The organism is Streptomyces sp. NPDC018029 (assembly GCF_044327655.1).
In the GTDB taxonomy this organism is placed as follows: domain Bacteria; phylum Actinomycetota; class Actinomycetes; order Streptomycetales; family Streptomycetaceae; genus Streptomyces.
On sequence record NZ_JBIRFV010000001.1, the window covers coordinates 681,926 to 707,325 of the forward strand.

Annotated in this window: 17 protein-coding genes, 2 tRNA genes and 1 pseudogene; 9 read left to right on the plus strand and 11 right to left on the minus strand. The window is 68.4% G+C overall.

What is annotated here, in order from left to right; genetic code table 11:
- Positions 1–2: 2 nt before the first annotated feature.
- Positions 3–1,694 (minus strand): dynamin family protein, encoded by a 1,692-nt coding sequence (locus ACH4D5_RS02955; RefSeq protein WP_398297889.1) that lies wholly within the window; start codon positions 1,692–1,694, stop codon positions 3–5.
- Positions 1,695–1,964: 270 nt separating this feature from the next.
- Here ACH4D5_RS02955 and ACH4D5_RS02960 point away from each other — a divergent pair.
- The 4 genes from ACH4D5_RS02960 (at position 1,965) to ACH4D5_RS02975 (ending at position 7,468) form a co-directional block, all read left to right on the plus strand.
- Positions 1,965–2,037 (plus strand) — tRNA-Arg (locus tag ACH4D5_RS02960).
- A gap of 1,065 nt (positions 2,038–3,102) precedes the next feature.
- Entirely contained in the window at positions 3,103–4,176 is a 1,074-nt protein-coding gene (locus ACH4D5_RS02965; RefSeq protein ID WP_398297891.1) for a DNA methyltransferase, read from the plus strand.
- A 17-nt stretch (positions 4,177–4,193) separates the two neighbouring features.
- Entirely contained in the window at positions 4,194–5,342 is a 1,149-nt protein-coding gene (locus ACH4D5_RS02970) for a hypothetical protein (protein WP_398297893.1), read from the plus strand.
- Positions 5,343–5,374: 32 nt separating this feature from the next.
- Positions 5,375–7,468: an ATP-binding protein gene (locus ACH4D5_RS02975; RefSeq protein WP_398297895.1), complete on the plus strand. Its 2,094-nt coding sequence runs from the start codon at positions 5,375–5,377 to the stop codon at positions 7,466–7,468.
- Between the two features lie 660 nt (positions 7,469–8,128).
- Here the strand turns inward: ACH4D5_RS02975 and ACH4D5_RS02980 are convergent.
- Both ACH4D5_RS02980 and ACH4D5_RS02985 read right to left on the minus strand, forming a co-directional pair.
- Positions 8,129–9,232 (minus strand): GntR family transcriptional regulator, encoded by a 1,104-nt coding sequence (locus tag ACH4D5_RS02980; protein ID WP_398297897.1) that lies wholly within the window; start codon positions 9,230–9,232, stop codon positions 8,129–8,131.
- A gap of 12 nt (positions 9,233–9,244) precedes the next feature.
- A pseudogene (locus tag ACH4D5_RS02985) lies at positions 9,245–9,525 on the minus strand (hypothetical protein).
- 78 nt (positions 9,526–9,603) lie between these two features.
- Here ACH4D5_RS02985 and ACH4D5_RS02990 point away from each other — a divergent pair.
- The 3 genes from ACH4D5_RS02990 to ACH4D5_RS03000 all read left to right on the plus strand — a co-directional run bounded on the left by ACH4D5_RS02990 (position 9,604) and on the right by ACH4D5_RS03000 (position 11,181).
- A complete protein-coding gene (locus ACH4D5_RS02990; RefSeq protein ID WP_398297899.1) occupies positions 9,604–10,359 on the plus strand; it encodes a GntR family transcriptional regulator in 756 nt (251 codons plus the stop codon).
- A gap of 332 nt (positions 10,360–10,691) precedes the next feature.
- A tRNA-Arg gene (locus tag ACH4D5_RS02995) sits at positions 10,692–10,762 on the plus strand.
- Positions 10,763–10,998: 236 nt separating this feature from the next.
- Positions 10,999–11,181, plus strand: coding sequence for a hypothetical protein (locus ACH4D5_RS03000; protein ID WP_398297901.1), 183 nt, complete (start codon positions 10,999–11,001; stop codon positions 11,179–11,181).
- 19 nt (positions 11,182–11,200) lie between these two features.
- Here the strand turns inward: ACH4D5_RS03000 and ACH4D5_RS03005 are convergent, their stop codons facing one another.
- From ACH4D5_RS03005 to ACH4D5_RS03025, 5 genes are all read right to left on the minus strand, one after another.
- Complete coding sequence (locus ACH4D5_RS03005) at positions 11,201–12,376, minus strand: fatty acid desaturase family protein (protein WP_398297903.1); 1,176 nt, start codon at positions 12,374–12,376, stop codon at positions 11,201–11,203.
- Between the two features lie 24 nt (positions 12,377–12,400).
- Entirely contained in the window at positions 12,401–13,510 is a 1,110-nt protein-coding gene (locus tag ACH4D5_RS03010) for a ferredoxin reductase (protein WP_398297905.1), read from the minus strand.
- A 273-nt stretch (positions 13,511–13,783) separates the two neighbouring features.
- The gene (locus ACH4D5_RS03015) at positions 13,784–13,960 is read right to left on the minus strand and encodes a hypothetical protein (protein ID WP_398297907.1); all 177 of its coding nucleotides are present in this window, start codon (positions 13,958–13,960) and stop codon (positions 13,784–13,786) included.
- 86 nt (positions 13,961–14,046) lie between these two features.
- Positions 14,047–15,012: a hypothetical protein gene (locus tag ACH4D5_RS03020; protein ID WP_398297909.1), complete on the minus strand. Its 966-nt coding sequence runs from the start codon at positions 15,010–15,012 to the stop codon at positions 14,047–14,049.
- 310 nt (positions 15,013–15,322) lie between these two features.
- Positions 15,323–17,317, minus strand: coding sequence for an AMP-dependent synthetase/ligase (locus ACH4D5_RS03025; RefSeq protein WP_398297911.1), 1,995 nt, complete (start codon positions 17,315–17,317; stop codon positions 15,323–15,325).
- Positions 17,318–17,543: 226 nt separating this feature from the next.
- Between ACH4D5_RS03025 and ACH4D5_RS03030 the strand changes: the two genes are divergently transcribed.
- Positions 17,544–18,017: an SCP2 sterol-binding domain-containing protein gene (locus tag ACH4D5_RS03030; RefSeq protein WP_398297912.1), complete on the plus strand. Its 474-nt coding sequence runs from the start codon at positions 17,544–17,546 to the stop codon at positions 18,015–18,017.
- 102 nt (positions 18,018–18,119) lie between these two features.
- Positions 18,120–20,033 (plus strand): hypothetical protein, encoded by a 1,914-nt coding sequence (locus tag ACH4D5_RS03035; protein ID WP_398297914.1) that lies wholly within the window; start codon positions 18,120–18,122, stop codon positions 20,031–20,033.
- Here the strand turns inward: ACH4D5_RS03035 and ACH4D5_RS03040 are convergent.
- The 3 genes from ACH4D5_RS03040 to ACH4D5_RS03050 form a co-directional block, all read right to left on the minus strand.
- Complete coding sequence (locus tag ACH4D5_RS03040; protein WP_398297916.1) at positions 20,030–21,715, minus strand: von Willebrand factor type A domain-containing protein; 1,686 nt, start codon at positions 21,713–21,715, stop codon at positions 20,030–20,032. The two genes, ACH4D5_RS03035 and ACH4D5_RS03040, sit on opposite strands and share 4 nt — an antisense overlap.
- Positions 21,716–21,868: 153 nt before the next feature.
- A complete protein-coding gene (locus ACH4D5_RS03045) occupies positions 21,869–22,735 on the minus strand; it encodes an ABC transporter permease (protein ID WP_398297918.1) in 867 nt (288 codons plus the stop codon).
- On the minus strand, positions 22,732–25,389 hold the full coding sequence (locus ACH4D5_RS03050; protein WP_398297920.1) for an alpha/beta fold hydrolase: 2,658 nt from the start codon (positions 25,387–25,389) through the stop codon (positions 22,732–22,734). Before ACH4D5_RS03050 ends, ACH4D5_RS03045 begins: the two co-directional genes overlap by 4 nt.
- Between the last annotated feature and the right edge of the window lie 11 nt (positions 25,390–25,400).

The window sequence follows — 25,400 nt, forward strand, 5'->3', positions numbered from 1 at the left end:
GGTCACCTCTCCTTCTGCAGTACGGACAGGGCCGCAATGAGCTCGGCCTGGGGTTCGGGGTGCACTTCGAGGGCGTCGAGAGGGGCGAGCCTGCGCTCCCGTTCGGCGGCGAGGACCTTCTCCAGGTACTCGGTCAGCAGGCGGCCGCCCCTGTCGAGGAGCCGGACCGCACCCTGGGCGCCGATCCGCTCGGCGAGGACCTCGCCGGCCGACCGCGCCCGGCGCCCGCCGAGCAGCGCCGTGGCGAGCAGCGCGGCGACGACCTCGGGGTCGGGAAGGGCGTTCTTGTCGACCCTTTCCAACCCGCGCACCTCGTCCTCGGCGTACTCCTCCAGGACGCGCCGCCATCTGCGGACGGCCATCCCGATGCGGTGCTCGGCGCTCTCCGCCTCCGGGTCGCGGTCGGCGAGGCCGGGAGCGCCCGCGGCGGGTTCGCGGCGCCAGGCATCGTCGATGCGCTCGTCGGCGGCGGTGACGGCGCACAGCAGCAGCGCCTCCAGGCTCTCGGCGATGGCGTCGAGCAGCTCACCGGCCCCGCAGTCGAGGGGATAGCTGCGCCACCGCTTCAGGGCGCCGCCGGCGAGCACACCGCCCGCCTGCAGACGGCGGTGCACGCGCGCGTGCTCGTTCTCGTACGCGTCGTCGACGGCGGCGGTGAGCCGCAGCGCGGCGGCGTGCTGGGCGGCGACTGCGCTCGCCAGTTCCGGCATCCGGGAGTCGAGGGAGCGCAGGACGCCCCGCGCGGTGCGTGCGACGGCCTGGGCGCGGGCCGTGGGTTCCTGGACGCGGTGGGTGAGCCAGGCGCGCAGGGGGGCGACCGCGGTGGCGGGGAGCAGCCCGCCGCCGCCCGCGGACTCGGGCAGCTCGGGCACGGTGAAGCGCGGCACGTCGCCGAGGCCCGCCTTGGTGAGCAGCGCCCCGTACTGCCGTGACACCTCGGTCACCACTTGGTGGGGCACGCGGTCGAGGACCGTGACGAGGGTGGCGTCGTGCTCCTTGGCGGTACGCAGCAGATGCCAGGGCACGGCGTCGGCGTACCGCGAGGCGGTGGTGACCATGACCCACACGTCGGCCGCGGAGATCAGTTCGGCGGCCAGGACGCGGTTGTCGGCGGCCAGCGCGTCGATGTCGGGGGCGTCGAGGAGGGCGAGCCCGCAGGGCAGGCTGGACGCGGTCTCGATCCGCAGGGCCCGCTCGTCCTCGCCGACGAGCGCCTGTACGTCCTCTTCGCCGTCGCCCTCGTCGTCCCCGTCGCCGCCCTCCCCCGGGTCCTGCCGGGGCACCCACACGCGCGTGAGGTCGGGCAGGATCCGCATCCCCGAGAACCAGTGATGATCGTCCGGGTGGCAGACGAGCACCGGCGTACGCGTGGTGGGCCGCAGCACGCCCGCCTCGCTGACCTGCCGTCCCACCAGGGAGTTCACGAGGGTGGACTTGCCGGCGCCGGTGGATCCGCCGATGACGGCGAGCAGGGGCGCTTCGGGTGCCCTGAGCCGGGGCACCAGATAGTCATCGAGCTGTGCCAGCAACTCGTCCCGGTTGGCACGCGCGCGTGGCGCCCCTGGCAGGGGGAGCGGAAAGCGTGCGGCGGCTACACGCTCGCGCAGGGCGGAGAGTGCGTCAAGCAATTGAGGCCGTACGTCCAAGGTCACCACATGCGAAGAATGCCCAATTTTGGCGGCTTTCTGAAGCATATGGCCGTCTCTGCGCGCCGATCGGACACAGGGGATGGAAGGGGCGACTGGGGCGCAGGCATAACGAGTGCACAACACCCGGGGCGCGAGACGCCAAAAGCGATGCGAGATTCGCACCTGCCTGCGATTATCAGGACCGCTTCACCGAACCTCCACATCACGGCGCGGAGGCGAAGCACCAGGGACAGGGCCCCGGGAGCCCTATCCTTGTCCCCGGCAAGGTCACGGATCACCCCCACATCCGAACCCCCTGCCACCCGGCCACACCCGGCCCCCGTAGCTCAGTGGATAGAGCAGGCGCCTTCTAAGCGCTTGGCCGCAGGTTCGAGTCCTGCCGGGGGCGCCGCTAACTGGCTCCGCTTCGGCGGGGCCTTTTTGCTGGTCAGGGGATGTTTGGCGAGCGTGCAGAAGCCCCGGCCGCTCCCCCAATGATCACGGTGCGGGTCCGGGGCTGTCCGGCTGAAACCGGGTTTCTGCGGGTCGCTGTGTCGACTACGTGTCGAAGTTTTCGGTGGCGGGGCGGTCGGTGAGTCAGTCGGCCTCGGGAAGGTCTTCGAGATCCCCAGCCGCTTCGAGTCGCCTCTTCAGGTCCGGCAACTGACCGTCGACGCATCAGGCGTAGATCGAGAGCAGCACGGGGACGCTGTTGCCCGCCCAGTCGGCCACCTGAACGGGCGGGATCCCGTCGTTGAGCCACTTGGTCAGGCGGGGGTGTCGCAGGTCGTACACCCACTTGCCTATGGGTGACTCGTAGACGTGCGGGGGCAGAACAGCCTTGCATGCATGGGCCGAGGGTCAAGGAACAACCGCCATGGCTGGGGCCGGTTGGCTCCGCGGCTTTTAGCCACCTCCCCAGTCCGGGGCCCGCGTCGAGCAAGACCAGGGGGCCAATCGACCAAATTCCGGGCAGATCCAAAGACTGCCCGAGTTGCCAACGAGCGTACGGCCCCCTGATCGTCCCCGACCCCAGACTGGGCAGGCCACCGGCCAAACCCGCTCCGCCGACCTTCGTGGACCGTTGCCGACAGCTTCTTACAGACCAACTCAGATGGACTAGTGGCGGCCTCAGCTAGTTGGTGGCATCGTGAACGACAGCACCGGCACGCAGAGTCACGTTGGCAATGCACAAGCCAACTGGCAGCCTTTGGACTCACGTTGGCCATGGCAGACCAGGAGGTAGTCACGTGACTCAGCGCTCGCCGCGTCCATACCTACACCGAGAGGACGCAGAGCCCCGCGGCTCCCTCCCTCTTCGGCGGCACAAGTGACGGCGGTCAGCGCCGTCGCGCCGGCGCTATTCCCGCAAGCCTCTGTGGCATTGAACCGGTTTCGCACGAGTAGAGAATTAAACGCTCTGCCAGCTACGCATCCGGCGCTCCGCCTAAACGCGATCTGCCCCTATTATACAATGTTCCCGCTCAGCTTCCCCCTTCGAGTATTGGCATCTGCGACCGAGGGACAAAAAGTATTGGACCCCTTTTCAGGAAGAGGGACTACGCTATTCGCGGCGCGCCTACTAGGCCTCGAATGTGTCGGAGTGGACAGCTCACCTGTCGCCGCACATCTATCCAGGGCCAAGATCAGCTGGTCCACCCCTGATGCGGTGACAGACTTGGCGGAGAGGGCCCTCAAAACGCCGGCACCCTGCGAAGCAGCCCCTAAGGGAGAGTTCTGGGATTGGGCCTACGCACCCCAAACGCTAGAAGACATCTGCCGTATCAGAGGGCACCTCCTCGATTCATCCAATCTGGGAATCTCGCCGGAGGATGAAGATACCGTGCATTTGCTTAGGGCCCTCCTAATGGGTGTGCTACACGGGCCACGAACGAAGAGTCTACCCAGCTATTTCAGCAACCAAATGCCACGAACCTACGCAACCAAGCCTGCGGCCGCGGTTCGTTTCTGGCAAAAGCGGGAGATGCCGCCGGAAGAAGTTCGAGTTATCGACCTAGTGCGACGTAGGGCTCTATTTACACTCGCCGAGCTACCTCCCCGCGTTGATTCCTACGTCGAGAACGGTGACAGCCGTGACGCCCTGGAGCGCAAGGAAAATATCGGGAAGAAGCCCTTCGACTGGGTGGTAACCAGTCCTCCGTATTTTGGCATGCGTAGCTACGTACCAGACCAATGGCTGAGGAATTGGTTCATCGGCGGTTCTCCCGACGTCGAATACTCCGAGCGAGGACAGATCGGGGGAAAACGAGAAGTGGAATTCATTGAAGCCCTGTCGTCAGTATGGCAGAAAGCCGCAGCAGCTTGCCACGATTCCGCGAAGCTCGTAATAAGGTTCGGATCTCTACCGAGCTTGAAGAAAGACCCTGCGGCTTTGATTAAGGAATCACTTAGAGCTTCCGAAGCCTGGACCATCTCAACTATCAAATCGGCGGGGGTCGCCCCCTCGGGGCGCCGACAAGCGGATCAGTTTTCGACAACTGGTGGATACGTTGGCGAGGTAGACGTGTGGGCAAAGAGGGCTAAGTAACAAAGATTGGGGGGGCCATGTTTGACGCGGAGTCGATTACACGACTGCGTAAGGAAGTGAAGCGCACGACCATCGAGAATCGCTGGTTACTCGACCAGCTACTCTCGGAGATCGAACCGATGCGGCATGCCGCGATTAAAATTCAGCCACGAACTACCACCTCGATCTCACTGGTAGCTAGCGATGGCGGAAATAATCGCGCAGAGTTCAACCCATTCGAGCTGCAGGTCGTCCGAGTAATGGACAGCCACGGAGTGGAACTCCTAACCAAAGTAGTGAGTCCCTATACCGACCTCGCAGATTTGGCGGCCTGGCACCTCGACCCAGCAAGGCCGGATGATCCGCTCGGCACTCTCATGCGCGATCTGGGATGCGACTCTCTGTACGCTTTGAGTCCAATGCTCAACAACGACCCTGAGAAAAAGAGTCCCGGATGGCCTCTAGTCTACCGAGACTTGTGCGAATGGGCCGTACTTTATCAACTCATCACGAGGACCCATTGGGGCTCGGACACCCTAATCGTACGTGACGGACTGCTGCGCTCCAAAATCTTTCGCGGTGACTTATTCGTGCAGATGTATCGCCGCATTATGGAAACCATCGAGGAAACCAAGTCGCGTCGACGGCGAGATGTTTTCCTCGTGGGAATCGCTAAGAGGACAGAAGTCTTGCAGCGATACGCCACCGCCATGAGCGTCCAGGAGATCTTCCCGTCTGGACATCCACTGTTTGCTGCCGTGCCGATGGAACTGCAGCAGAAGGCGTATAAGTGGCCGGAATACATCAGAGCACCTGTCGCAGACGCCGATGGCGATTCCAAAGAGGATCCGAAGTTCAATATCGGTTCGATGCACTTCGTTCGTTTTGGATCGGCGCAAAGTGACCCCGTATGGACTGCGGACCTCCTGCACGCACAAGCAGCTGACGCACAGAAGATCTTCGGATTCCTGCTTGGCGATGCAGTCGAAGGTTTCCCAGTCCCCTTCTACCCCCTGTGTCTGCAGCGGGCAGACGAGCACGCTCACGTTGTGGGCCTGGACATGGACATCTTGCGTGATGAACTGGCTGCGGCAGTCAGAGGGCTCCTGGGGGACGGAACCCGGCAAAAGATCCTTGACGGCTTGATGCTGGCTTATACGGACATCGCTTCGCGTAGGTACTCATAGGTCAGCATCTCTCAGAACTCCGGAGCATTGACATGCAGCTTTTTCATCGCGATCACATCGTTGGCGTTTTCCGAGGTTTCTCCGGCAGCGGGTTAGAGTTTCACGCGGATTTGGTGCTCCCCTATCGCAGCGAGTTTCAATCCAGCGCGATGCATGGCCAGTTTGTGCTAGTTGCGCTGGAAACTGAGAATGAGGCAGTGCTGGGACGAGTCACATCTGTGAGTGCCCAGGGAAGGCTAGCCTCTACTTCTGGAGAGGACTACGCGGTTCGCGCCGTTCAGGACGATCGCCCCATCCCTGAAGATCTACGCGACCAGTACCTCCGCTACAAAATCGACATTCGCATTCTAGGTGTCGTGCGCGCCAGAGGCGAGGGGCTCGATGTCGTAGCGAGCCACAGACGTGTTCCTCACGTTGGTGCCAAAGTAGCTTTTCTCTCGCCTGATGTACTGCGAGCCGTTGCCGGCTCAGACCTAGTGGGCGCCGATCTGGGGTTCTTCGCCCTGGGTGAGTTCATATGGTCCGGTTCCGATCCGCGACTTTCCCCCGAGCCCTGGATGGTTGTACAGAAACCCGACGTCGTTGTGCGCTTCGATATCGAGCAACTCGTTGCGCGTCGCAGCTTTGTATTTGCCCGAGCCGGATTCGGAAAGAGTAACCTCGTCAAGCTCCTATTTTCAGGGCTGTACGCCGGGGAGAACTCGCCTTCAGTCCCAAAGCGAGGCGGACGGAGAGTTCCCGTTGGAACGGTAATTTTTGACCCTGATGGCGAGTACTTCTGGCCTGACGACAAGGGGCGACCTGGTCTATGCGATGTTCCCGGGCTTCGCAATCGGCTAGCACTATTCACCGATCGGAAGGCGCCCAGTAGCGTCTACGGCTCATTTGTCGTCGACGGCGTAAAGCTCGACATTCGCCAGCTCTCGGCAGCCAAGGTTATTTCGCTAGTCCTGGGGCCGGAGCAGCAAGAGCGACAGAACGTTCAGAAACTCAGGCAGCTAAACCCCGACAAGTGGAGGCGCCTCGTTGACGCTGTTCACGGGTCAGCGCATGAGACACCGCTCGAAAACATTAGCGAGATCATCGGGCTGACTGGCAATCAAGAGATTGAGGCGCTAGCTGCCCGAGCGAACATGGTCCGTGTCGTCCGCCAACTTCACGACCCGTCTTCTCGTCTGCTGGATGCCCTACTGCGCGCCCTAGGCGACGGAAAACTGTGCGTCGTAGACATCTCGCGCATGCGCGGGTCTCAGGGGCTCAACTTGGCCGGCGTTCTTATGCAGCACATCTTCGAGCACAACCAGGAAGAGTTTACCGCTGCCGAGCCTCGGACAATTCCCACCATCGCTGTGCTCGAAGAAGCCCAAAGCGTTCTCAACGGCGCCTCCATGACCGGTGACAGCCCCTTCGTCGCCTGGGTTAAAGAGGGACGGAAGTACGATCTCGGAGCTGTGCTGATCACTCAGCAGCCAGGCAGCCTATCGGCTGACTTGCTAAGCCAGGGAGACAACTGGTTCGTATTCCACCTGCTTAGCGCAGTAGACCTTACTGCGCTAAAAAAGGCGAACGCTCACTTCTCTGACGACCTGTTGTCTTCTCTTCTGAACGAGCCACTGGTTGGTCATGGCGTCACGTGGTCCAGCGTAGGAGGTGCTAAGTATCCGATTCCAGTTCGCGTTCTGGACTTCGCGCGCGACATTGAGTTGCTCGATAAGAACGGCAGTGAATCCATCGAGACTTACGCATCGCTCTTGCGGGGCGAGATGGATCAACAATTGCAGAAAGCCGTCCGGGATGCTGGCGGTCAAGCCGTTTCAGCAGGTGCCGATGGTGGAAGCATCGACGTCTCAGCCACAGTAATTAAAAGCGCAATTGAACGCGTAAAGCAGGACCAGCGACTAATGACTGAACTCACAGGTCGAGGCAAGCCCTGGAGGGGTGTAATCTCATTTCTGGAACCGTTTGCGCCCTCCTCTACAGCCAGTGACCAAAACGCCTGGGCCGCCCGTTCCGTCACTCAAGTCCTCGACGGCGTCTTCGGCAACGGCGGTTGGGAGTCGTTCAAGCGGCCCAAGGTTGACGATCCGTCTGTGGAGGTCAGGTGGGTGCGCGCTAAGCAGAAGTAGCGCACCGTAGGTAGGTTCGCTGCGCGGGTGTGGACGGCTGGCGGACACATGACTGGTCCGCTGACGTTATGTCCCTGACCTGCCGATAGACGGTGCACCTATCCGGTATTTGGAGTCGTTACTCATTCTGCTTGCGGCCTCCGGCAATCACCTCTCAGGCGGTTGTCCCGAGCGGATGATCCCTAGCCTCTCTACAGACTGAAGCGCCAGACAGCAACGATGGAGGGCCCCAGTGGTTCCTAAGGGCCCTCCATCGTCTGTGTACTGGTTGGCTAGCCAATTGCCGATGTCGGCAACCGGGGTCCCTCGTCGTCAAGCTCGTCGCTGGCTGAGTCCTGCTGGGGCAAGCGCCGACCGCGGCTTTTGGCAACTCTGAGGGTTGGCCTCAGGGCTCCAACAAGGTCCCTCGCTACCAGTCGCAAGTCGCTCGGTGTCACCTTCTCCTCAGCGAGGAGTCCGTCAGCCTGCTCCAGGACTTCGGCCGCCATTCCCAAGTGGATGGCCTCGGTGTTGTCGGCCAGGCGGGACAAGTAGCTGTTCGCGTTGTCGGTGCTCAAGTAGCAGGGCTGGCCATCAAGGCGCCCCAAAGGAGGAGTCGCAACTCATTCGGTGTTGTCATCCTTCCCTCCTGTTCTCTGCGGGCGCGGCGCGGGTAAGGAACTACGCGTCTGCGCGGTGGCTGGGAAGGACGAGGAGCGCCGCCTCGATAACACGTCCGGTGCTGTCGATCGTCACGCGGGTGATGTCGAGCACGGCGAGGGTGGAGCCGATTCGAAGGGTGTCGGCTTCTTCGTGTGTCGGTAAGCGGGCTGTGAGGCGTTCTCGGATCTGTGCCGACGGTGGGCAGTACTCCGCCAGCCTCGTTCCGAAGGCCTGGCACGAAGGCGGCTCACAGGGTGGGCCCTTCGGTGGCAGGTCGTATGGCACGTAGATGCGGGCCAGGCTGTGTGGGGAGGTCCCCTCGTTGTGGATGCACAGGAACTGAATTAGTTCCGTGTTGGGCGGCACCCGCAGCAGTGGGATCAAGGGGCCTTGCGCCTGAAGTCGAGTGGTGTGGACAGTGACCCGAAGCGTCGAGCCAATCCCGCTGGTCTCAAGGTGCTTTCGGCCACCACCGACGTATGTGTGACGACGCGACGCGTGACTGACGAAGTTGCCCTTGCCGTGGGTCTTCTCGACCAGGCCCTCGCTCTGGAGGAGTGCCATGGCGCTTCGCAGCGTCGATGTACTCACTCCGTACCGCGAAGCGAGGGTCGTTTCTGGTGGGAGGCGTTCGCCGGCTTTGAGTTCGCTGGCCGTGATCTGGTTGCGGAGGTCGCCCGTTTCGAACCGGACCTGCTTGGCCCCTCCAGGAAGTTGGATGAGATCAACTACTCGATGCGGACTGCCACCGACGTTAATGACGTCCTCGCGCCGGATGCTGGACGCAGTGATCTCGACCGGAGCTGCTACTGCGCCACTCGGCGACCACGCCCTCACCGGGGCATCCTCGGTGTGCTGCCATCGGAGGCCAGCAGGTGACATTCGCAGCCGCACGTCTCGTAGATCAGGGGTACATCGACCGCTGCGGCCGCGGGCGAGGTCTGTGCGCAGGCGTCGTGCTTGCCGACTGAACATGCACTCGACCTGTACGGGACGGGCGTCTCGTAGGAGACGCCCGGGGGCTCGTTCAGCGACATCACGCTGCCCTGTTAGTACGAACTCCACGGGTGGGGTACGCCGCGCGCCTATGTTGCGGGCAGTACTGCAAATGCCGTTGAACATGCTGATCAGCTCCTATCGCTGGCTGTCAGGCCCTCGGACGTCGCCCGTCGACTGGGGCTCTGTGTTGACGGCGGCCCATAACGTGCGGCCGTTGAGGCTGTTGGCCAGGAGGCCGAATCGGTCGGCCTCTGCCACTGCGTTCAGGACATCCCGCCATCTCTCGGCGGGGAGTGAGTCGGGTACCTCGCCTCGATCACCAAGTGCTGGGCGTGCCCTAGGACGCGGGGAATGAGTCCGAGCGCCGTTAGCCGAGCAGCGATGCCTTCAGCGCGTGCGCCCGAAGCAGTAGACACAGCTCCGCCCCCGTCACTTGGCAATCACCCTCCACCAACCTAGTTAACTAGATAGAGCTAGTGGACTAGATTTTCTATATGCTTGAGCAGCCGCCTTACCTTCGCCTCACCGACGAGTTCCGCCGGCTCATCGCGGAGCGCGTGTGGGCACCCGGGGACCGGCTCCCCTCCCGCGCGCAAATCGGCCAGGAACACGGGGTCGGAGAGAACGTGGTCCGCCGTGCTCAGGAACTCCTGATCTCGCAAGGCATTCTGGAAGGCCGCGCCGGTTCTGGCACATACGTCGCCGAGCCTCGGCAGCGAGTGCGGGTCGTACGGTCATCGGCGCGGGAGCAGCCTGGAGGCTCGCCGTTTCGTGCCGGCATGAAGTCCCTCGGCAGACAAGGCGACTGGGAGAGCCGGACGGATGCGAAGGTGCCGGCACCGGCGGACATCGCCGCTCGGCTCGGTCTCGCCGAAGAAGACCTGTGTGTCCGCACCACGTACGAGTTCCTGGCCAACGGCAAGCCGGTGCAGCTCTCGACGAGTTGGGAGCCGTATGACCTCACCGCCGGAACCCTCATCGTTCTCCCCGAGGGCGGGCCGCACGCGGGAGCGGGAGTCGTGAACCGGATGGCGGCGATCGGGGTCACCGTCAGCCACGCGGTGGAGCAGCCGGAGCCGCGCACAGCGACGACCGAGGAAGCGTCGCTGCTGGGCATCCAAAAGGCTGCGCTGGTCACCCACATCCGGCGGACCTACTACAGCGACCAGGGCCGCCCCGTCGAGACGGCGGACATCGTGGTGCCGACCGCTCTTTGCGAGATCGTCTATGAGATCCCGATCAATCGTTGACCGCTCCGGGCCGTTGTGACCCCAGTGACTGACCATCACGCCTCCCCACGCCCCTGTGGTTCCGTCAGGATTTCGCGCATGAGAGCCGGAGTCAGTACCCAAGTGGTCGCTTCAGTGCCGTGCGCCCGCCCGATCAGCGTGGGCCCAAAGCGTGATGCCGACGACCAGCCTCGCTACGGCAACCCTGCGCGCCAGGGGGAGATAAGTCAGCTTCAAATCTGACGCCTTTTGTGATCTTGATGCGTCGGTCCGGCGTCCACCCGTGGCTCGGGCACCGCCTGTCGAAGGTAGCGTCGCCATGGGCAGGAAGAGGGAACCGCGCGCAGGTCAGAGCCAGTCCAGCCGCCGAAAAGCCAAGCGCCTTCTAAGCGCTTGGCCGCAGGTTCGAGTCCTGCCGAGGGCGCAAATGGCCTCTCACCTGCGGAAACGCGTGAGAGGCTCTTTCCTCTCCGGACACACATCGCTGCGCCGTCGCCGTGTCATCGCAATGACACCAAGTGCCTTGGCCTGCCCGCCACCGCTGTCCGCGACTGCCCGCGATGTCCGCTGCCTGATCCACCGTGTGACGGGTACACGGCAGCCACCGGTGCAGCCACGGGAGCGGCCCGTGGTTCGCCGTTCATCGGCAGGAGGAGACAGATGCTGGCTTTCGCGGCGGCCTTGCTCTTCGTCATCGCCTTCGTCATTCACGCGGCCGAGACCTCGACCGAGACGGTCTTCAGCCCGACGAGTCTCATGCTGGTCGGACTCGCGCTCCTCGCCCTGCACTCGGCCGGTGTGGGGTCCGGATGGTCCGGCCGCGGAGGCGGACGCCGGCGCTGAGGGGGCGGAACGGAGCCTCTCAGCCGGGCAGCGCGTGGCGCAGGATGCGGTGCCACATCGAGGTGTACTGCTTCCGTAGGGGGCCCGTGACGTAGGGCAGGCCGTATTTCTCGCACAGCTCGCGCAGGTGCGGGGCCACCTCGGCGTAGCGGTTGCTGGGGAGGTCCGGGAAGACGTGGTGTTCGATCTGGTGACTGAGGTTGCCGGTGAGGACGTGGAACAGGGTGCCGCCCTCGATGTTCGCGGAGCCCTGGATCTGCCGCAGGTACCACTGGGCACGGCTCTCGCCCTCCAGCTGCTCCTCGGCGAAGGTCCGCACATCGCCCGGGAAGTGGCCGCAGAAGATGATGGTGTGCGCCCAGATGTTGCGCGCGGTGTTGGCGGTGAGGTTGCCGAGCAGGCAGGGCAGCGCGGACGGTCCTGCGAGCAGCGGGAAGAGGACGTAGTCCTTGGCCGACTGGCGTGCCGCCTTGCCGAGCAGCTCCGCCAGGTCTCCGAGGAACGCGCGCGGGCTCTTGCGGCCGTCCCGCACCGCGTCGGCCTCCAGGTCGTACAGGGCGATGCCCCATTCGAAGACGGGCGCCAGCAGAGCCGCGTACAGCGGTTGCAAGAGGTGGAACGGGCGCCAGGGCTGGTCGGGGCTCATGCGCAGGACGGTGTAGCCGAGGTCGCGGTCGCGGCCCACGACGTTCGTGTACGTGTGGTGCAGGTGGTTGTGGGTGTGCTTCCAGGCATCGGCGGGGGTGAGGAAGTCCCATTCCCAGGTCGTGGAGTGGATGGCCGGGTCGCCCATCCAGTCCCACTGGCCGTGCAGGATGTTGTGGCCGAGCTCCATGTTCTCCAGCGTCTTGGCGGCGGCGAGCAGGGCGGTGCCGGTGAGCCAGGCGGGCGGGAACAGGGAGACGGCCAGGGCGAGCCGGCCGCCTGTCTCCAGGCCGCGCTGGACGGCGATCACCGTGCGGATGTAGCGGGCGTCGCCGTTGCCGCGCGCCGCGACGATCTCGGCGCGGAGACGGTCCAGTTCCGCTCCTAGCTCCTCGATGCGCTCTGCGCCTTGCGGGTCTGCTCCGGGCGCGCCCGCTGGTGCTGCTTCAGACGCGCCTTCGTCCGCCGGTGCTGCTCCGCCTGCCTCTTCCGGGGGTTCCTCTTCGGCGGCGGAGGGGGTCGTCGTTGTTGTCGAGGTGGTGGTGGCCATGGGGAGTTGCCTCCTCGGGAGGTCCTAGACGTCCAGGACGAGCGGGCCCGTGGCTCCGTTGACACAGGTCTGGATCAAACCGCCCGGTTCGCCGTGCACTTCGCCGGTCCGCAGATCGCGGACCCTCCCGGCCGCGAGCGGGACGAGACAGCCGTGGCAGACCCCCGCCCGGCACCCGTACGGCATCGCCACGCCCTCGGCCTCGCCGAGCACCAGCAGCGGCACGGCCGCGGGGGCGTCCGCCTCGACACCGGTTCGGCCGAACCGCACCCGGCCGCCCGTGACTCCGGGGCCGGGTGGGAGCAGCGGGGCAGGACGGAAGCGCTCCAGGCGGAGTCGCTCAAGGACTCCCCGCTCGGCCCAGTGCCGTTCCGCCGCGGCGAGGAGCCCCGGTGGACCGCACACCCAGGTGTCCCGATTCCGCCAATCGGCGCAGCGCCCGACGATACGGTCCGGGGTCAGCCGGCCGTCCGTACGCGTGTAGGTCAGGTGCAGCCGAAGCCAGCGCGAGCGGGCCGCCAGATCGGTCAGTTCGGCGCGGAAAAGGCACTGTTCCGGTGTCGGAGCGCTGTGCAGGAGTACGACGTCGAGGGTCGGTGCCCGGCGGCGACGGGCCAGGGTGCGCAGAATCCCCACCACTGGGGTGATGCCACTGCCCGCCGTCACGAACAGCATCCGTCCGGGCGGCGGGTCCGGCAGCACGAACTCCCCCTGAGCCGGGCCCAGTCGCAGGACAGTGCCGGGCGGCGTGCGGTGCACGAGGTGCGGAGAGACCCGGCCGCGCGGGTCCTCCTTGACCGTGACGGCGACGTTGCCGTCCGGCGCGCCGGGCGGGGTGATGAGCGAGTACGTACGCCAATGCCGTACGCCGTCGATCTCCACGCCCACCGGCAGGTACTGGCCGGGACGGTGCCCCGCCCAGCCCCGGCCCGGCCGGATCACCAGGGTGGCCGCCGCGGGCCCCTCCGCCCGCACGGCGGTGACCCGGCCCGCGGGGTGCCGCGCCGACAGCAACGGGTCGAGCAGCCCGAGATAGTCGTCCGGGGACAGGGGGCTGGTCAGCCAGGACGCGGCCGCCAGCAGCGACGACAGGGGTGATAGGGGCGATAGAGGCGACATGGGCAACAGGGACATGCCGACGCCCTCCTCCCTTCCCGCGGGCCCGGCTCATCCGCGGCTTCTGCGGCTTCCGCGGCCTCTGCGGGCCCCGCCTGCCGGGCTCGCCAGCGAAGCACACCGCGCGCCGGGACACAGGAGGCGGCGAGGGCTTTCCGCCACCCGCCGCGCCTCCCCCGCCAGCCCCGACGCGGCGGTGTCCGGATGCGGATCCGGTGGCCTGCGGAGACGGAAGCGGAACCCCGGGCCGAAGACGGGCGGAAAGCGCCCTGGGTCAGGGCCCGGAAAGGCTCATCGCGAACCGCGGCCTCGGAGCATGAGGGCGCGGGCCGCCACCAGTACCGGGAGCAGCAGGAGCATCCAGCGGGCGGTGTTCCCGTCCATGACTGCCCAGGCGACGGCCACGAGTGCGAGGTAGGTGACGGTGAGGACCAGCAGGTCCTTCTTCGTGCTCGTCTTCGTGGTCATCTTCGTCTTCCTCTCTTGGTCTGCCGTCAGCCGGTCTGCCGTCAGCCGGTCTGTCGTCAGCTGGTCTGTCGTCGACTGGTCTGACGTCAGCACTTGTAGCGCTTCCAGTTGGTGATGACCCCTACGTAGCTGACCTTCCACTCCACGCACTGGTTGGCCTTGGCGGCGTCCTGCATCTGGCCGCGCAGGGAGCTCGCCTGGGCGGTCAGGGCGGCGCCGCAGCCCGCCGCCGCCACCGCGTTGGGGATCTTGGCGCAGGCCATCACGGTGGCCGTCGCCGCGAAGTGGTACATGGGGGTCTTGGCCATGTCCTTCACCTCCTTCTTGCTGAAGCGGAGGTAGATGGACCAGCCGAGCGAGACCTTCGGGTCGGCCACCACCGGGAACGCGGTGTCGGCGTCGGTGTCGATCGTCTGCGTCAGCTTGTCGCCGTCGAGGCGGTACCGGGTGGGTACGGCCTCGCCGTCCGCGTCCTTGGCCCACGGGGCGTCGATCGCGCCCAGGACCTCGGTGTCCTCGCCGTGGCTCCTGGCGATCAGGAAGCCGCCCTCGCCGTCCTCCATCAGCCGCGCCCCCTCGGGGAGCGTCAGCGAGAAGTCGTGCGTGGTCGGGGCCTTCCGGTCCTTGAGCGTCACCAGGGTGCGGGCGGCGCCGTCCGCCGTGGGCTGTACGGCGATGTCCGTCGAGGGCGCGGCGTCGGGGTACACGACCGTGCCCGCACCGGCCGCGACGCCGGTGGCTCCCCTCGTCTTCGTGACGCCGAGCGACACGTCGGCGTTCGGCGCGTCGATCAGCACGTCGCCGTCGGCCTTCGCGGGCGCGGTGACCGTGACGTTCCCCTCGTCGGTCCGCCCGCTGCCACGGCGGCCGTCGAGCGCGGTCAGATCCGCGGTTCCGGTCGCCTTCTCGACCACGGCGGCCGCCCGCGCCGCCGCCGACGGCGCCTCTCCGGCGACGGCCGCGGGGGCCGTCGCCCCGAGGACGGCCCCCGCCGTCACCGCCGCGACGAGGCCGCCGGTCATGCGCCGCGCCATCCGCGTGCTCTTCTTCATGGGTCCCTCCCGTTTCAGTGCATACGAAGGCACCCCGAGCCCTCGAAGAGGATCCCCGCCCGGGGTGCCGCGCATACTTTTACACATGTGTAGAAGGTGACCAACAGTGATCGCCCGGGGTTACGTGAATGAGATCAAGGTCGGGACTTTGGTCCCGCGCGGAAGGCCGTGGCTTTGGTCCCGCGCAGAAGGCCAAGGCTTGGTCCCGCGTGGGAGTGGCCCCACCGGGTCGCGGGAACTCCGTGCGCCCGCCCGGGCGTTGGCCCTGTGAGGCCGGCGGCGCCGCCGGCCTCACCAACTCGCCGTGTGCTCAGCCGCCGTAGAGCGCCTCGATCTCCGCCGCGTACGCCGCCGTCACCGCATGCCGCTTGATCTTCAGGGACGGGGTGAGCAGGCCGTTGTCCTCCGTGAACTCGCCCTCCACTATCGCGAACCTGCGGATCGATTCGGCCCTCGATACCGCCGCGTTGGCGTGGTCCACGGCCTTCTGGACCTCGGCGATCATCTGTGGGTCTCGGGCCAGCTCCGCGAGCGGCGTGTCCCTGGGGCGCTTGCGGACGGTGAGCCAGTGCTCCACCGCCTCGGGGTCCAGGGTGACGAGCGCGGCGACGTACGAGCGGTTGTCGCCGACGACGATGCACTGACCGACGGGGGCGCGGCTGCGCAGCCGGTCCTCCAGGACGGCGGGCGAGACGTTCTTTCCGCCGGAGGTGACGATGATGTCCTTCTTGCGGCCGGTGATCGTGAGATAGCCGTGGTCGTCCAGCGCGCCCAGGTCACCGGTGGCCAGCCATTCGTCCGTCAGTACGGCGTCCGTCGCGGCCGGGTTGTTCCAGTACGAGCCGAAGACGATGCCGCCCTTGATCAGCACCTCTCCGTCGTCCGCGATGCGCACGGCCGTGCCGGGGACGGGCAGGCCGACCGTGCCCGGGCGGGGCCTGAGCGGCGGCGTGATGGTGGCGGCGGCCGTGGTCTCCGTCAGGCCGTACCCCTCGTAGATGACGATTCCGGCGGCGTAGAAGAAGAGGTTGAGGTTGCGGTCCAGCGGTGAGCCGCCGCTGATCGCGTAACGCAGCCGGCCGCCGACCTCCTTGCGGATGCGCCGGTAGACGAGGAGTTCGTACAGCGCCCAGCCGGCGTAGAGGGCGAGGGAGGGGCCCGGGGTCTTGGTGGGACGGGTTCCGTCGGCGTGGGTTCCGTTGCTCTGGGAGCTGCTGCCCTGAGACCTGTTGCTCTGCGACCTGTTCAGGAACTTGTTCAGGTACGCCTCGCCGAAGCGCACCGCGATCCGCTCCGCGCGGTCGAAGGACGAGGCGCGGCCGATCTTCTCGGCGGTCGCACGGCCGGTGTCGTGGATCTTCTCGAAGAGGTACGGGACGCCGACGATGAACGTCGGCCTGAACGCCCTCAGCTCCGGGCGGAGTTCCTCCGGTTTGATGCTGGGGCAGTGGCCGAGCTCGATGCGGGCGAGCATGCAGGCGATCTGGATGCTGCGGCCCAGGATGTGCGCGAGCGGCAGGAAGAGGAGCGTGGAGGCGACCTGTCCCGTGATCTCCTTGAAGACGGGGTGGAGGAGGTCGACGGTGTTCGCCGCCTCCGCGTGCAGGTTGCCGTGCGTGAGGACGCAGCCCTTGGGGCGGCCCGTGGTGCCCGAGGTGTACACGAGCGTCGCGATGGAGTCCGGGGTGAGCGCGGCCCTGCGCTTGGTCACCTCCTCGTCCGACAGTTCCCGCCCCAGGGCGGTCAGTTCCGCCATCGCGCCGCCGTCGAGGTGCCGGATGCGCGGCGGGTCGGCGAGGGCGGCCAGCGCCTGCTCGGCCGTCGCCGCGTTCTCCGCGGTCTCCGCGATGAGGAAGCGGACGCCCGAGTCGCGGACGATCCACTCGATCTGCTCCGCCGACGACGTGGCGTAGACGGGCACGGTCTGGCCGCCCGCCGCCCAGATCGCGAAGTCCAGGACGGCCCACTCGTAACGGGTACGGGACATCAGGGCGACCCGGCCGCCCGGTTCGAGTCCGTCCGCGATCAATCCCTTGGCGGCTTCCGTCACTTCGCGCGCGAAGGCGGTCGCGGTGACGGGGCGCCACTGGTCGCCCTCCTTGCGGCGCAGGACCACGGCGTCGGGGGCCTCGACTGCGTTGGTGAAGGGGATGTCGGCGGCGCTGCCTGCGGTGGCGGGTGCCACGAGCGCGGCGGCCCGGACCTCGCGCACCGTGCCGTGTTCGTCCCTGATGAGTTCGACCTCGGCCCGGTCCGCCAGGCCGCTGTGGCGCTGTGCCCGTTTCAGATCCTTGCGTACGCCCATGACGGCTCCCGGCTTCCGGTTCCCAGGTGATCGGCGCGCTCCAGGTACTTACTCAGGGGTCAACTTACTGACACGTAAGAGAAATTCAATGGGACGGACACAGTCCGCTCAGGTCCGGTCGCCGCGGGCTTCGGCGACAGTCGCCGGGATCACCACGCTTGGCGAAGGGCTGGGCGGCGGCATACCTTACTTCCTAGTAAGTTTGCTGATCAGTGGGGAGATTGCCGTGGCGGACGCCGACATCAGCAGGATCGCCGAGCTCGACTTCGCCCGCGTCACGCCCGAGGAGTTCGCCCGGATTGTGAAGGGCCTCTCCGGCAGGCAGATCGCCGAGATCTCCCAGGACGGCGAGTTGCGCGGGCGCGTCCTGAAGGAGGTCTTCGGGCGCGTGGAGCGGCAGTTCAAGCCGGACGCGGCGGGCTCCTTGAAGGCCCTCATCCGCTGGAAGGTCACGGGCAGCGGCGGCAACGACGACGTGGTGTACGAGACGGATATCGCCGACGGCACGTGTGTGGTCCGCGAGGGGCGCTCGGACGCGGAGCCGCGGGTCACGCTCGTCATGGCCGACGCCGAGTTCCTCAAGCTCGTCTCCGGAAACGCCAGCCCCGTCACCCTGTTCATGCTGCGCAAGGTCAAGATCGCGGGTGACGTGGCCCTGGCCGCCGGGCTCACGCGGTACTTCGACATTCCGAAAGCGTGAGGGGGGCGCCGGGCCCCGGCGTCGGAGTCGGCGTCGACGCTGGCCCCGGCGTGGGCGTCGGCGTGGCTCAAGCCGTCGTTGACCTGCGCCGATGTAGCGGTCATGACGACGTCTGCGTACTCCTCCGTCCGTAGCTCCGAAACCGTCGCCGGGCCCGCCCCCGGAGCGCCGCCCGGGGGCGGGCGATGGCGGGGCCGTTCCGTCCGTCTCGCCGTCTGCCTGCTGCCCGCTCTCGTCATCGGCTTCGCCGGGTTCCAGCGGCGGTGGATGTCCGACGACGGGCACATCTACGTGCGGACGGTCCGGCAGGTGCTTGCGGGGAACGGACCCGTCTTCAACCCCGGCGAGCGCGCCGAGTCGTCCACCGGCACCCTGTGGCAGTGGCTGCTCGTCGCGGGCGGGGCGACGGGGGCCGACATCGCGACGGTGGCGATGTACGGAGGGCTGCTGCTCACCGCCGCCGGGTTCGCGCTGGCCGCGCTCGGGGCACGGCGCTTGCTGCGTTCCGTGCCTCCCCCGCGCCCCGTGGGCCGCGTCGGCCGCGTGGGCCGCGTCGGCCGCGTCGGCCCCCTCCGGCTCTCCGGTGAGGACGGCTTCCTGCTGCCCTGCGGGGCACTCGTGCTGCTCGCACTGCCGCCCGTCTGGGACTTCGCCACCTCCGGTCTGGAGACCGGCCTGGCCACCTGCTGGATCGCGGGGTCCTGGCTCGCGCTCATCGCCCGGCCCCGGTCGCTGGTGACGTGCGCGGTCCTGGGGCTCGGACCGCTCGTCCGGCCCGATCTGGCCCTGGTGTCGGCGGTCTTCCTGGCCGCGCAGTGGCTCATGGCGCGGCCCTCGTGGCGAGGCGTCCTCGCCGGGGCGGGTGTCGCGGGGGCGCTGCCCGTCTCGTACGAGATCTTCCGCATGGGCTACTACGGGCATCTGATGCCGCTGCCCGGCGTCACGAAGGAGGCTTCGCGCAGCCTGTGGGGCCGGGGCTTCGACTACCTCTGGGACTTCACCGGTCCGTACGCGCTGTGGCTGCCGTTGGCGGCGCTGGGCGCGGGGGTTCTGGCGGCGGGGCCGGGGCGACGGAAGGGGCGTGTGCCGGGACCCGACTCAGCCGTCACACACACTGCCGCCGCTGCCGGGGTTCCGGGCGCCGCTTCCGCCGAGACCCCCGAGGCCCCCGCCCTTGCCCCCCTCCTCGCCCCGGTCCTCGCCCCAGTCCTCGCCGGCGTCCTCTGCTGGGCGTACGTCATCAAGGTGGGCGGCGACTTCATGCACGGGCGGATGTTCCTGCCGGGGCTGTTGCTGATGCTGCTGCCCGTCTTTCTCGTGCCCGTCACACGGGTGTGGAGCGTTGTCGCCGTGGTGGTCGGGGTGTGGGCCGCCGTGTGCGCGGCCAGTCTGCGGGTTCCGTACGAGGGGTACATCGGGCAGAGCGGTGTCGCGGACGAGCGCGGGGTGTACGTACGGCAGAACGCCGCGCCGCACCCCCTCCACCACGACTTCGCGGGGCATCCGGGCAACGCGTCGTACGCCCGGCTCGTACGGGACCGGGCGCGGGCCGGCACGCCCACGCTGCTCCTGGCCCAGACGCCCGTCGGGGCCCGGCAGCCCGGGGTGACCGGGGTCTACAACACCCTCGGCTTCAGCGGCTCCGTGATCCCGCTCTCCGGGGCCGCCCTCGACCCGATCGGGCTCGCCTACCCGCTGGCGGCCCACTCCGAGGGCTTCGTCGGCCGTGTGGGGCACGACAAGCGGCTCCCCGACGAGTGGATCGTCGCCGAGCGCGGCGTTCCGGGCGACCTGCCCCCCGGGCTTGACCCCGCTCGCGTCGACGCCGCCCGGCGTGCCCTGCGCTGTGCTCCTTTCGCGGAGCTGCGGGCGGCCACGCGCGCGCCGCTGACGGCGGGGCGGTTCTGGCGGAACCTGACGGGGGCCGCGGACCTCACGTCCTTCCGCTTCCCGAACGACCCGGTGCGGGCCGAGCGGGAGCTGTGCGGCACCGTGACCCACCCGGCGAAGTCCTAGCCGGCGAGGGCGCCGCCGGGCCGGATCTCGCCGCGGGGCGGGCCGGTGGCGGCGCCCTCACCACCGGCCCGACCAGCATCTGCCCGACCGCCATCGGTCCGACCGCCATCAGCCCGCCCACCGGTGAGACGCACCGCCCTGTCGATGGCCTCGGTCAAGTCGCGTACCTGCTTGTCGCGACCGCGGGAGGGCAACGCGTGTACCCACCCCGACAGTTCACGCAGGGACGGGGCGGCGGGGAGGGCCGTTCCGCGCTCCGGTCCGGAGTGATCGCCGGCCGGGGACGCTGCGCGCAGGCCGTCGGCGAAATAGGCGGCGGTCGCGGCGACCCGCAGCCCCTCGTCCGCCTCGCGCAGTGAGCCGTCGAGGTCGGCGGCCTCGATCCGGCCCGACTCCTCGTGCGGCGCGCGGCTGTCCGGGTCGAGCCAGCGCACGCTCGCCGTGGCGAGGTGGCCCTCCGCGCCCGGCTCGGCCCGCACCGCGTACAGCGCCGTCACCGTGTGGCCGGGTCCGATCTCGCCGCCGTCCACGGAGTCGTCGCGGAAGTCGTCGTCGGCGACCTCACGGTTCTCGTACCCGATGAGCCGGAACTGCTCGACGGTCTCCGGGTCGAACGCGACCTGCGCCTTCGCTTCGCGGGCCCGCAGTTCGATGTGGGCGGGGAGCTGCTCGCAGAAGACCTCGCGGGCGTCCTCGTCGTTCGAGACGTATGAGGTGTGGCCGTCGCCCTTGTCGGCGAGCCGCTCCATGAGGGCGTCGCCGTAGTCGCTGCCGACACCGACGCCGAAGAGGGTGATGCCGTGCTCGCGGCGGGCGTCGGAGATCCTCTCCAGGATGCCGTCGGCACTGGTGTCGCCGGTGTTGGCGAGGGCGTCGGAGAGCAGTACGACCCGGTTGGTGGCGCCCGCCCTCCTGCCGCGCACGGCGGTGTCGTAGCCGGTGGTGACGCCCGCTTCGAGGTTGGTGGACTGGGTGGGCTCCAGGCCGTCGATGGCGTCGTGCACGCGGTGGCGACCGTCCCCGGTGCCGGATGCGCCGAGGCGGGTCATCGGCAGGACCGTCTCCGCGGTGTCGCTGAAGGTGACGAGCGCGATGGAGTCGTCGGGCCGCAGCTGGTCGGTCATGATCCCGAGTGACCTCTTCACGAGGTCGAGGCGGCCCGGTTCGGCCATGGATCCCGATATGTCGATGACGAAGGTGAGGGCGGCGGGCGGGCGTTCGCCGGCGTCCGGCTCGCCGCGGGTGGCGAGGCCGACCCGCACCAGCGACCAGCCGTCGTCCCCTGTCCTTGCACCGTCGACGCTCACGCTGAACCCGTCGCCGTCGGGCCGCGGATACTCCTGGCGGAAGCTGTTGACGAACTCCTCGGGCCGGACCGTCGCCGGATCGGGCAGCCGCCCTTCGGCGAGGGTGCGCCGCGCGAAGCCGTACGAGGCGGTGTCGACGTCCAGGGCGAACGTGGAGAGGTGGTCGGGCGGGGGCGCGGCGTCCCGGTGGCCGCTCTCGTCCTCCCCGCCGGGCGTGGTGGGCGCGGGCGCGGGGAGCGGTCGGGAGCCGTCGCCCCTGGCCTTGCCCTCCGCGGTGGCGCCGTTGCCGCTGCTGCCGCCGGTGCAGCCGGTGAGCAGCAGACCGCCCACCATGGCCACGGCGAGCAGCCCGTGTCGCGTCGTCCGGGTCCGCATCTCTCCCCCTCGTGTCGTCGTCGGCTTTCCCGACTGTGACGCGGAGAGGGCGTCGAACGATCGGCCCGGGACGTTGCGGAAGGGTTGCGATGCGGCATCGTCGAAGGGTTGCGGTGCGGCATCGTCGAAAGGTCGCGATGCGGCATCCTCGCCTCAGCTGACCACGTCCTTCCGCGCGAAGCCACGGAACGCCAGCGCGAACAGCACCAGCGCGTACGCCACCGAGACCGCCGAGCCCTGGATCATGCCGCCCCACTCCATCCGGGGCTGGATCGCGTCGGCCCAGGCGAACTGCCAGTGGGCGGGGAGGAAGTCGCGCCAGCCGCCGAGGGCGGTCACCGCGTCCAGGACGTTGCCGACGATCGTCAGGCCGACCGCGCCGCCCACCGCGCCGAGCGGGGCGTCCGTCTTTGTCGACAGCCAGAAGGCGAGGGCCGCGGTGACCAGTTGGGAGACGAAGACGTAGGCGACGACGATGACGAGGCGGCGGGTCGCCGTGCCCGCGGGGAGCGTGCCGCCCGTGGGGATCTCCAGGGGCCCCCAGCCGTACGCCAGCGCGCCGACCGCCAGGGCGACGAGGGGCAGCAGCACCATCGCGGCGGCGCTCATGCCGAGTGCGACGGCCATCTTGGACCAGAGCAGGCGGGCCCGCGGCACGGGCGCTGCGAGCAGATAGCGCAGGGAGGACCAGCTCGCCTCGGAGGCGACGGTGTCCCCGCAGAACAGTGCGACGGGGATGACGAGCAGGAAGCCCGCCGACACGAACAGGCACGTCGCGGCGAAGTTCGTGGCGGACGCCGTCGCCGTGTCCATCAGCGTCACCTCGCCGCTGCGGGAGCCCGGTGAGCCGCCCGCGACGGCGAACGCGATGACCAGCACGACGGGGAGGAGCGCCATGATGCCGCCCATGACGAGTGTGCGGCGCCGCTTCAGCTGGCGGACCGCCTCGACCCGCAGGGGCAGGGTGCGGCCCGCGCGGTAGCCGGGCGCGGTGGGGCGCTCCAAGGTGGGGGCGCTCATGCGGTGCCTCCGATCAGGGTCAGGAACGCGTCTTCGAGGCGGCGGTGCGGGCCCATGGACTCCACGGGCACGTCCAGGCGGACCAGTTCGGGCAGGAGGCGGACGGCACTGCCGTGCTCCGTGCCGTCGAGGCGCAGCAGGATGCCGTCGTCGGCGCGGACCGCCGAGGCGACGCCGGGCAGCGCGGCGACCTTCTCGACGAGCGGGTCGGGGATGTCTGTCGCGAGGCCGACGAGGAGCGTGTCTCCGGAGCCCACGATCTCGGCGACCGGGCCCGCCTGGACGAGGCGGCCGCGGTCCATGACGACGAGGTGCGTGCAGGACTGCTCGACCTCGGCGAGGAGGTGGCTGGAGACGATGACGGTGCGGCCGCCGCGCGCGTACCGGATCATGACCTCGCGCATCTCGCGGATCTGCGGCGGGTCGAGGCCGTTCGTCGGCTCGTCGAGGATCAGCAGGTCCGGCAGGCCGAGCATGGCCTGGGCGATGGCGAGGCGCTGGCGCATGCCCTGGGAGTACGTGCGCACGGCGCGGGCCAGGGCGTCGCCGAGGCCCGCGATCTCCAGCGCCTCCTCCAGGTGGGCGTCCTCGGCGGGGCGGCCGGTGGCCTTCCAGTACAGCTCCAGGTTCTCCCGGCCGGACAGGTGCGGCAGGAATCCGGCGCCCTCGACGAACGCGCCGACGCGGGAGAGGACGGGCGCCCCCGGCCGGATCGCGTGGCCGAAGACGCGGATCTCGCCGGCGTCGGGCCGGATGAGGCCCATGAGCATGCGCAGGGTCGTGGTCTTGCCCGCGCCGTTCGGCCCCAGGAGGCCGAGGACCTGGCCCTTCTCCACGGTGAAGGAGACGTCGCGGACCGCGTACCGGTCGGTGGATTTGGCGTACCGCTTGCTCAAGTCGGTGATCCGGAGGGGGACTTCGGCGAGCTCCGGGTCGGGCGCGGGGGCCGTGGTGCGCCGGCGCGCGGTGACGAGCAGGCCGAGGGCGAGGACGGCCGCGGCGGCGGGCAGCCACCACACCCAGGAGGGCAGCGGCGCGGCGGCGGTCTCCACGCCGGGCGCGGTCGGCACCTTCAGGTCGCTCTTCAGGGAGACGGTGTACTTGGCGGGCTCGACGGGTGACGCGTAGCCGAGGTCGGTCGAGGAGAGGGCGAGGCGGAGGCGGTGGCCCTTCTGCACCTCGTGGTCGACGGCGGGCAGGGTCAGCTCGACGTCCTTGCCGTCCTTCGCGCCGGTCACCCTTGTGGGAGCGACGAGTTGGGAGGGCAGGACCTGCTGCTTGCCGTCGGGCCCCACGTCGTACACCTTGCCGAACAGGACCGCGTCGCCGCTGGAGGACTTCACGTGGGCGCGCACCGTCGGGGTCCCGGTGATGCGCAGGTCGCCGCCGAGGGGCTTCGAGTCGAACTTGGCGAACTGTCCGGGGAAGTCCAGGGAGACGCCGACGCCCAGGGAGGACAGCCGGGAGAGCGAGCCGCCGCCGGCCCCGGGGAGCCCGGAGATCGCGGGCGGGCTCGCGCCCGCGGGGTTGTCGAAGGTCTGCTCGCGCCCACCCAGCGGCACCGCGCGCGGACCGCTCCTGAGGCCCGGATAGCGGTCGTCGCTCGCGCCACGCTGCCGCGCGGCACCATCGGTGGAGTCCATCCCTCCGGTGCGGGTGACGCGGAACGCCGGGCCCGTGTCGACGCTCTTGTCGTCCTTCAGATAGCGGTCGAACCACGTGCCGATGCGCTGCTCGACGCGGTCGCGCTCGCGGTCTCCGCCGTCGTGGCCGCCGGCGATCCAGTCGACGGACACGGGCGCGTGGTTCGCGCGGACGGCCTTGGCGATGGCGTCGCCCTGGCTCAGCGGGAAGAGGGAGTCGGTCTGGCCCTGGGCGAGGAACGTCGGCACCTTGATGCGGTCGCCGACGGCGACCGGGCTGCGCTCGGCGAGCAGCTCGCGCGCCTCCGCGTCGGGCTTGCCGGCCACGGCGACGCGCTCGTACATCGCGCACAGCCGCTTCTCGAACTTCTCGCAGCCGCCACCGGTGTTGATGAACATGCCGGCCCAGAGCTTCTTGAAGACGCCGTCGGGGAACAGCGCGTCCGCGAGGTTCCAGTACGTGATCTGGGGGGCGATCGCGTCCACCCGCTCGTCGTGCCCGGCGGCGAGCAGTGACACCGCCCCTCCGTACGAGGAGCCGGTGACGCCGACGCGGGGGTCGCCGTCCTTGTCGAGCCGCACCTCGGGGCGGGTCGCGAGCCAGTCGATCAGCTTCGACACGTCGGCGACCTCGCCCTTGGGGTCGTTGAGCCCGATCTTGCCGGTGGACCTGCCGAAGCCGCGGGCGGACCACGTCAGGACGGCGTACCCCTCCTTGGCGAGGTCTTCCGCCTGCGCGCGCACGTCGCTCTTGCTGCCGCCGAAGCCGTGGCCGATGAGGACGGCGGGCCGCTTCTCGTCCGGGTCGCCCGCCGTGAAGTACGAGGTGTCGATCCGGGCTTTGCCGGTGTCGACCATGCGGTCCGCCCTGTGCACGGCCGGGCCGTCGTCCGAGGCGACCGCCGACCATGTGCCCACGCCGGCGAGGACCGCGACGGCGGCCGCGGTGGCGAGCAGCCGGCGCGGACCTCGCGGCACGGGGAACCTGGGCCTGGGCAGTCGTAGATCCATGCCGTCCACCG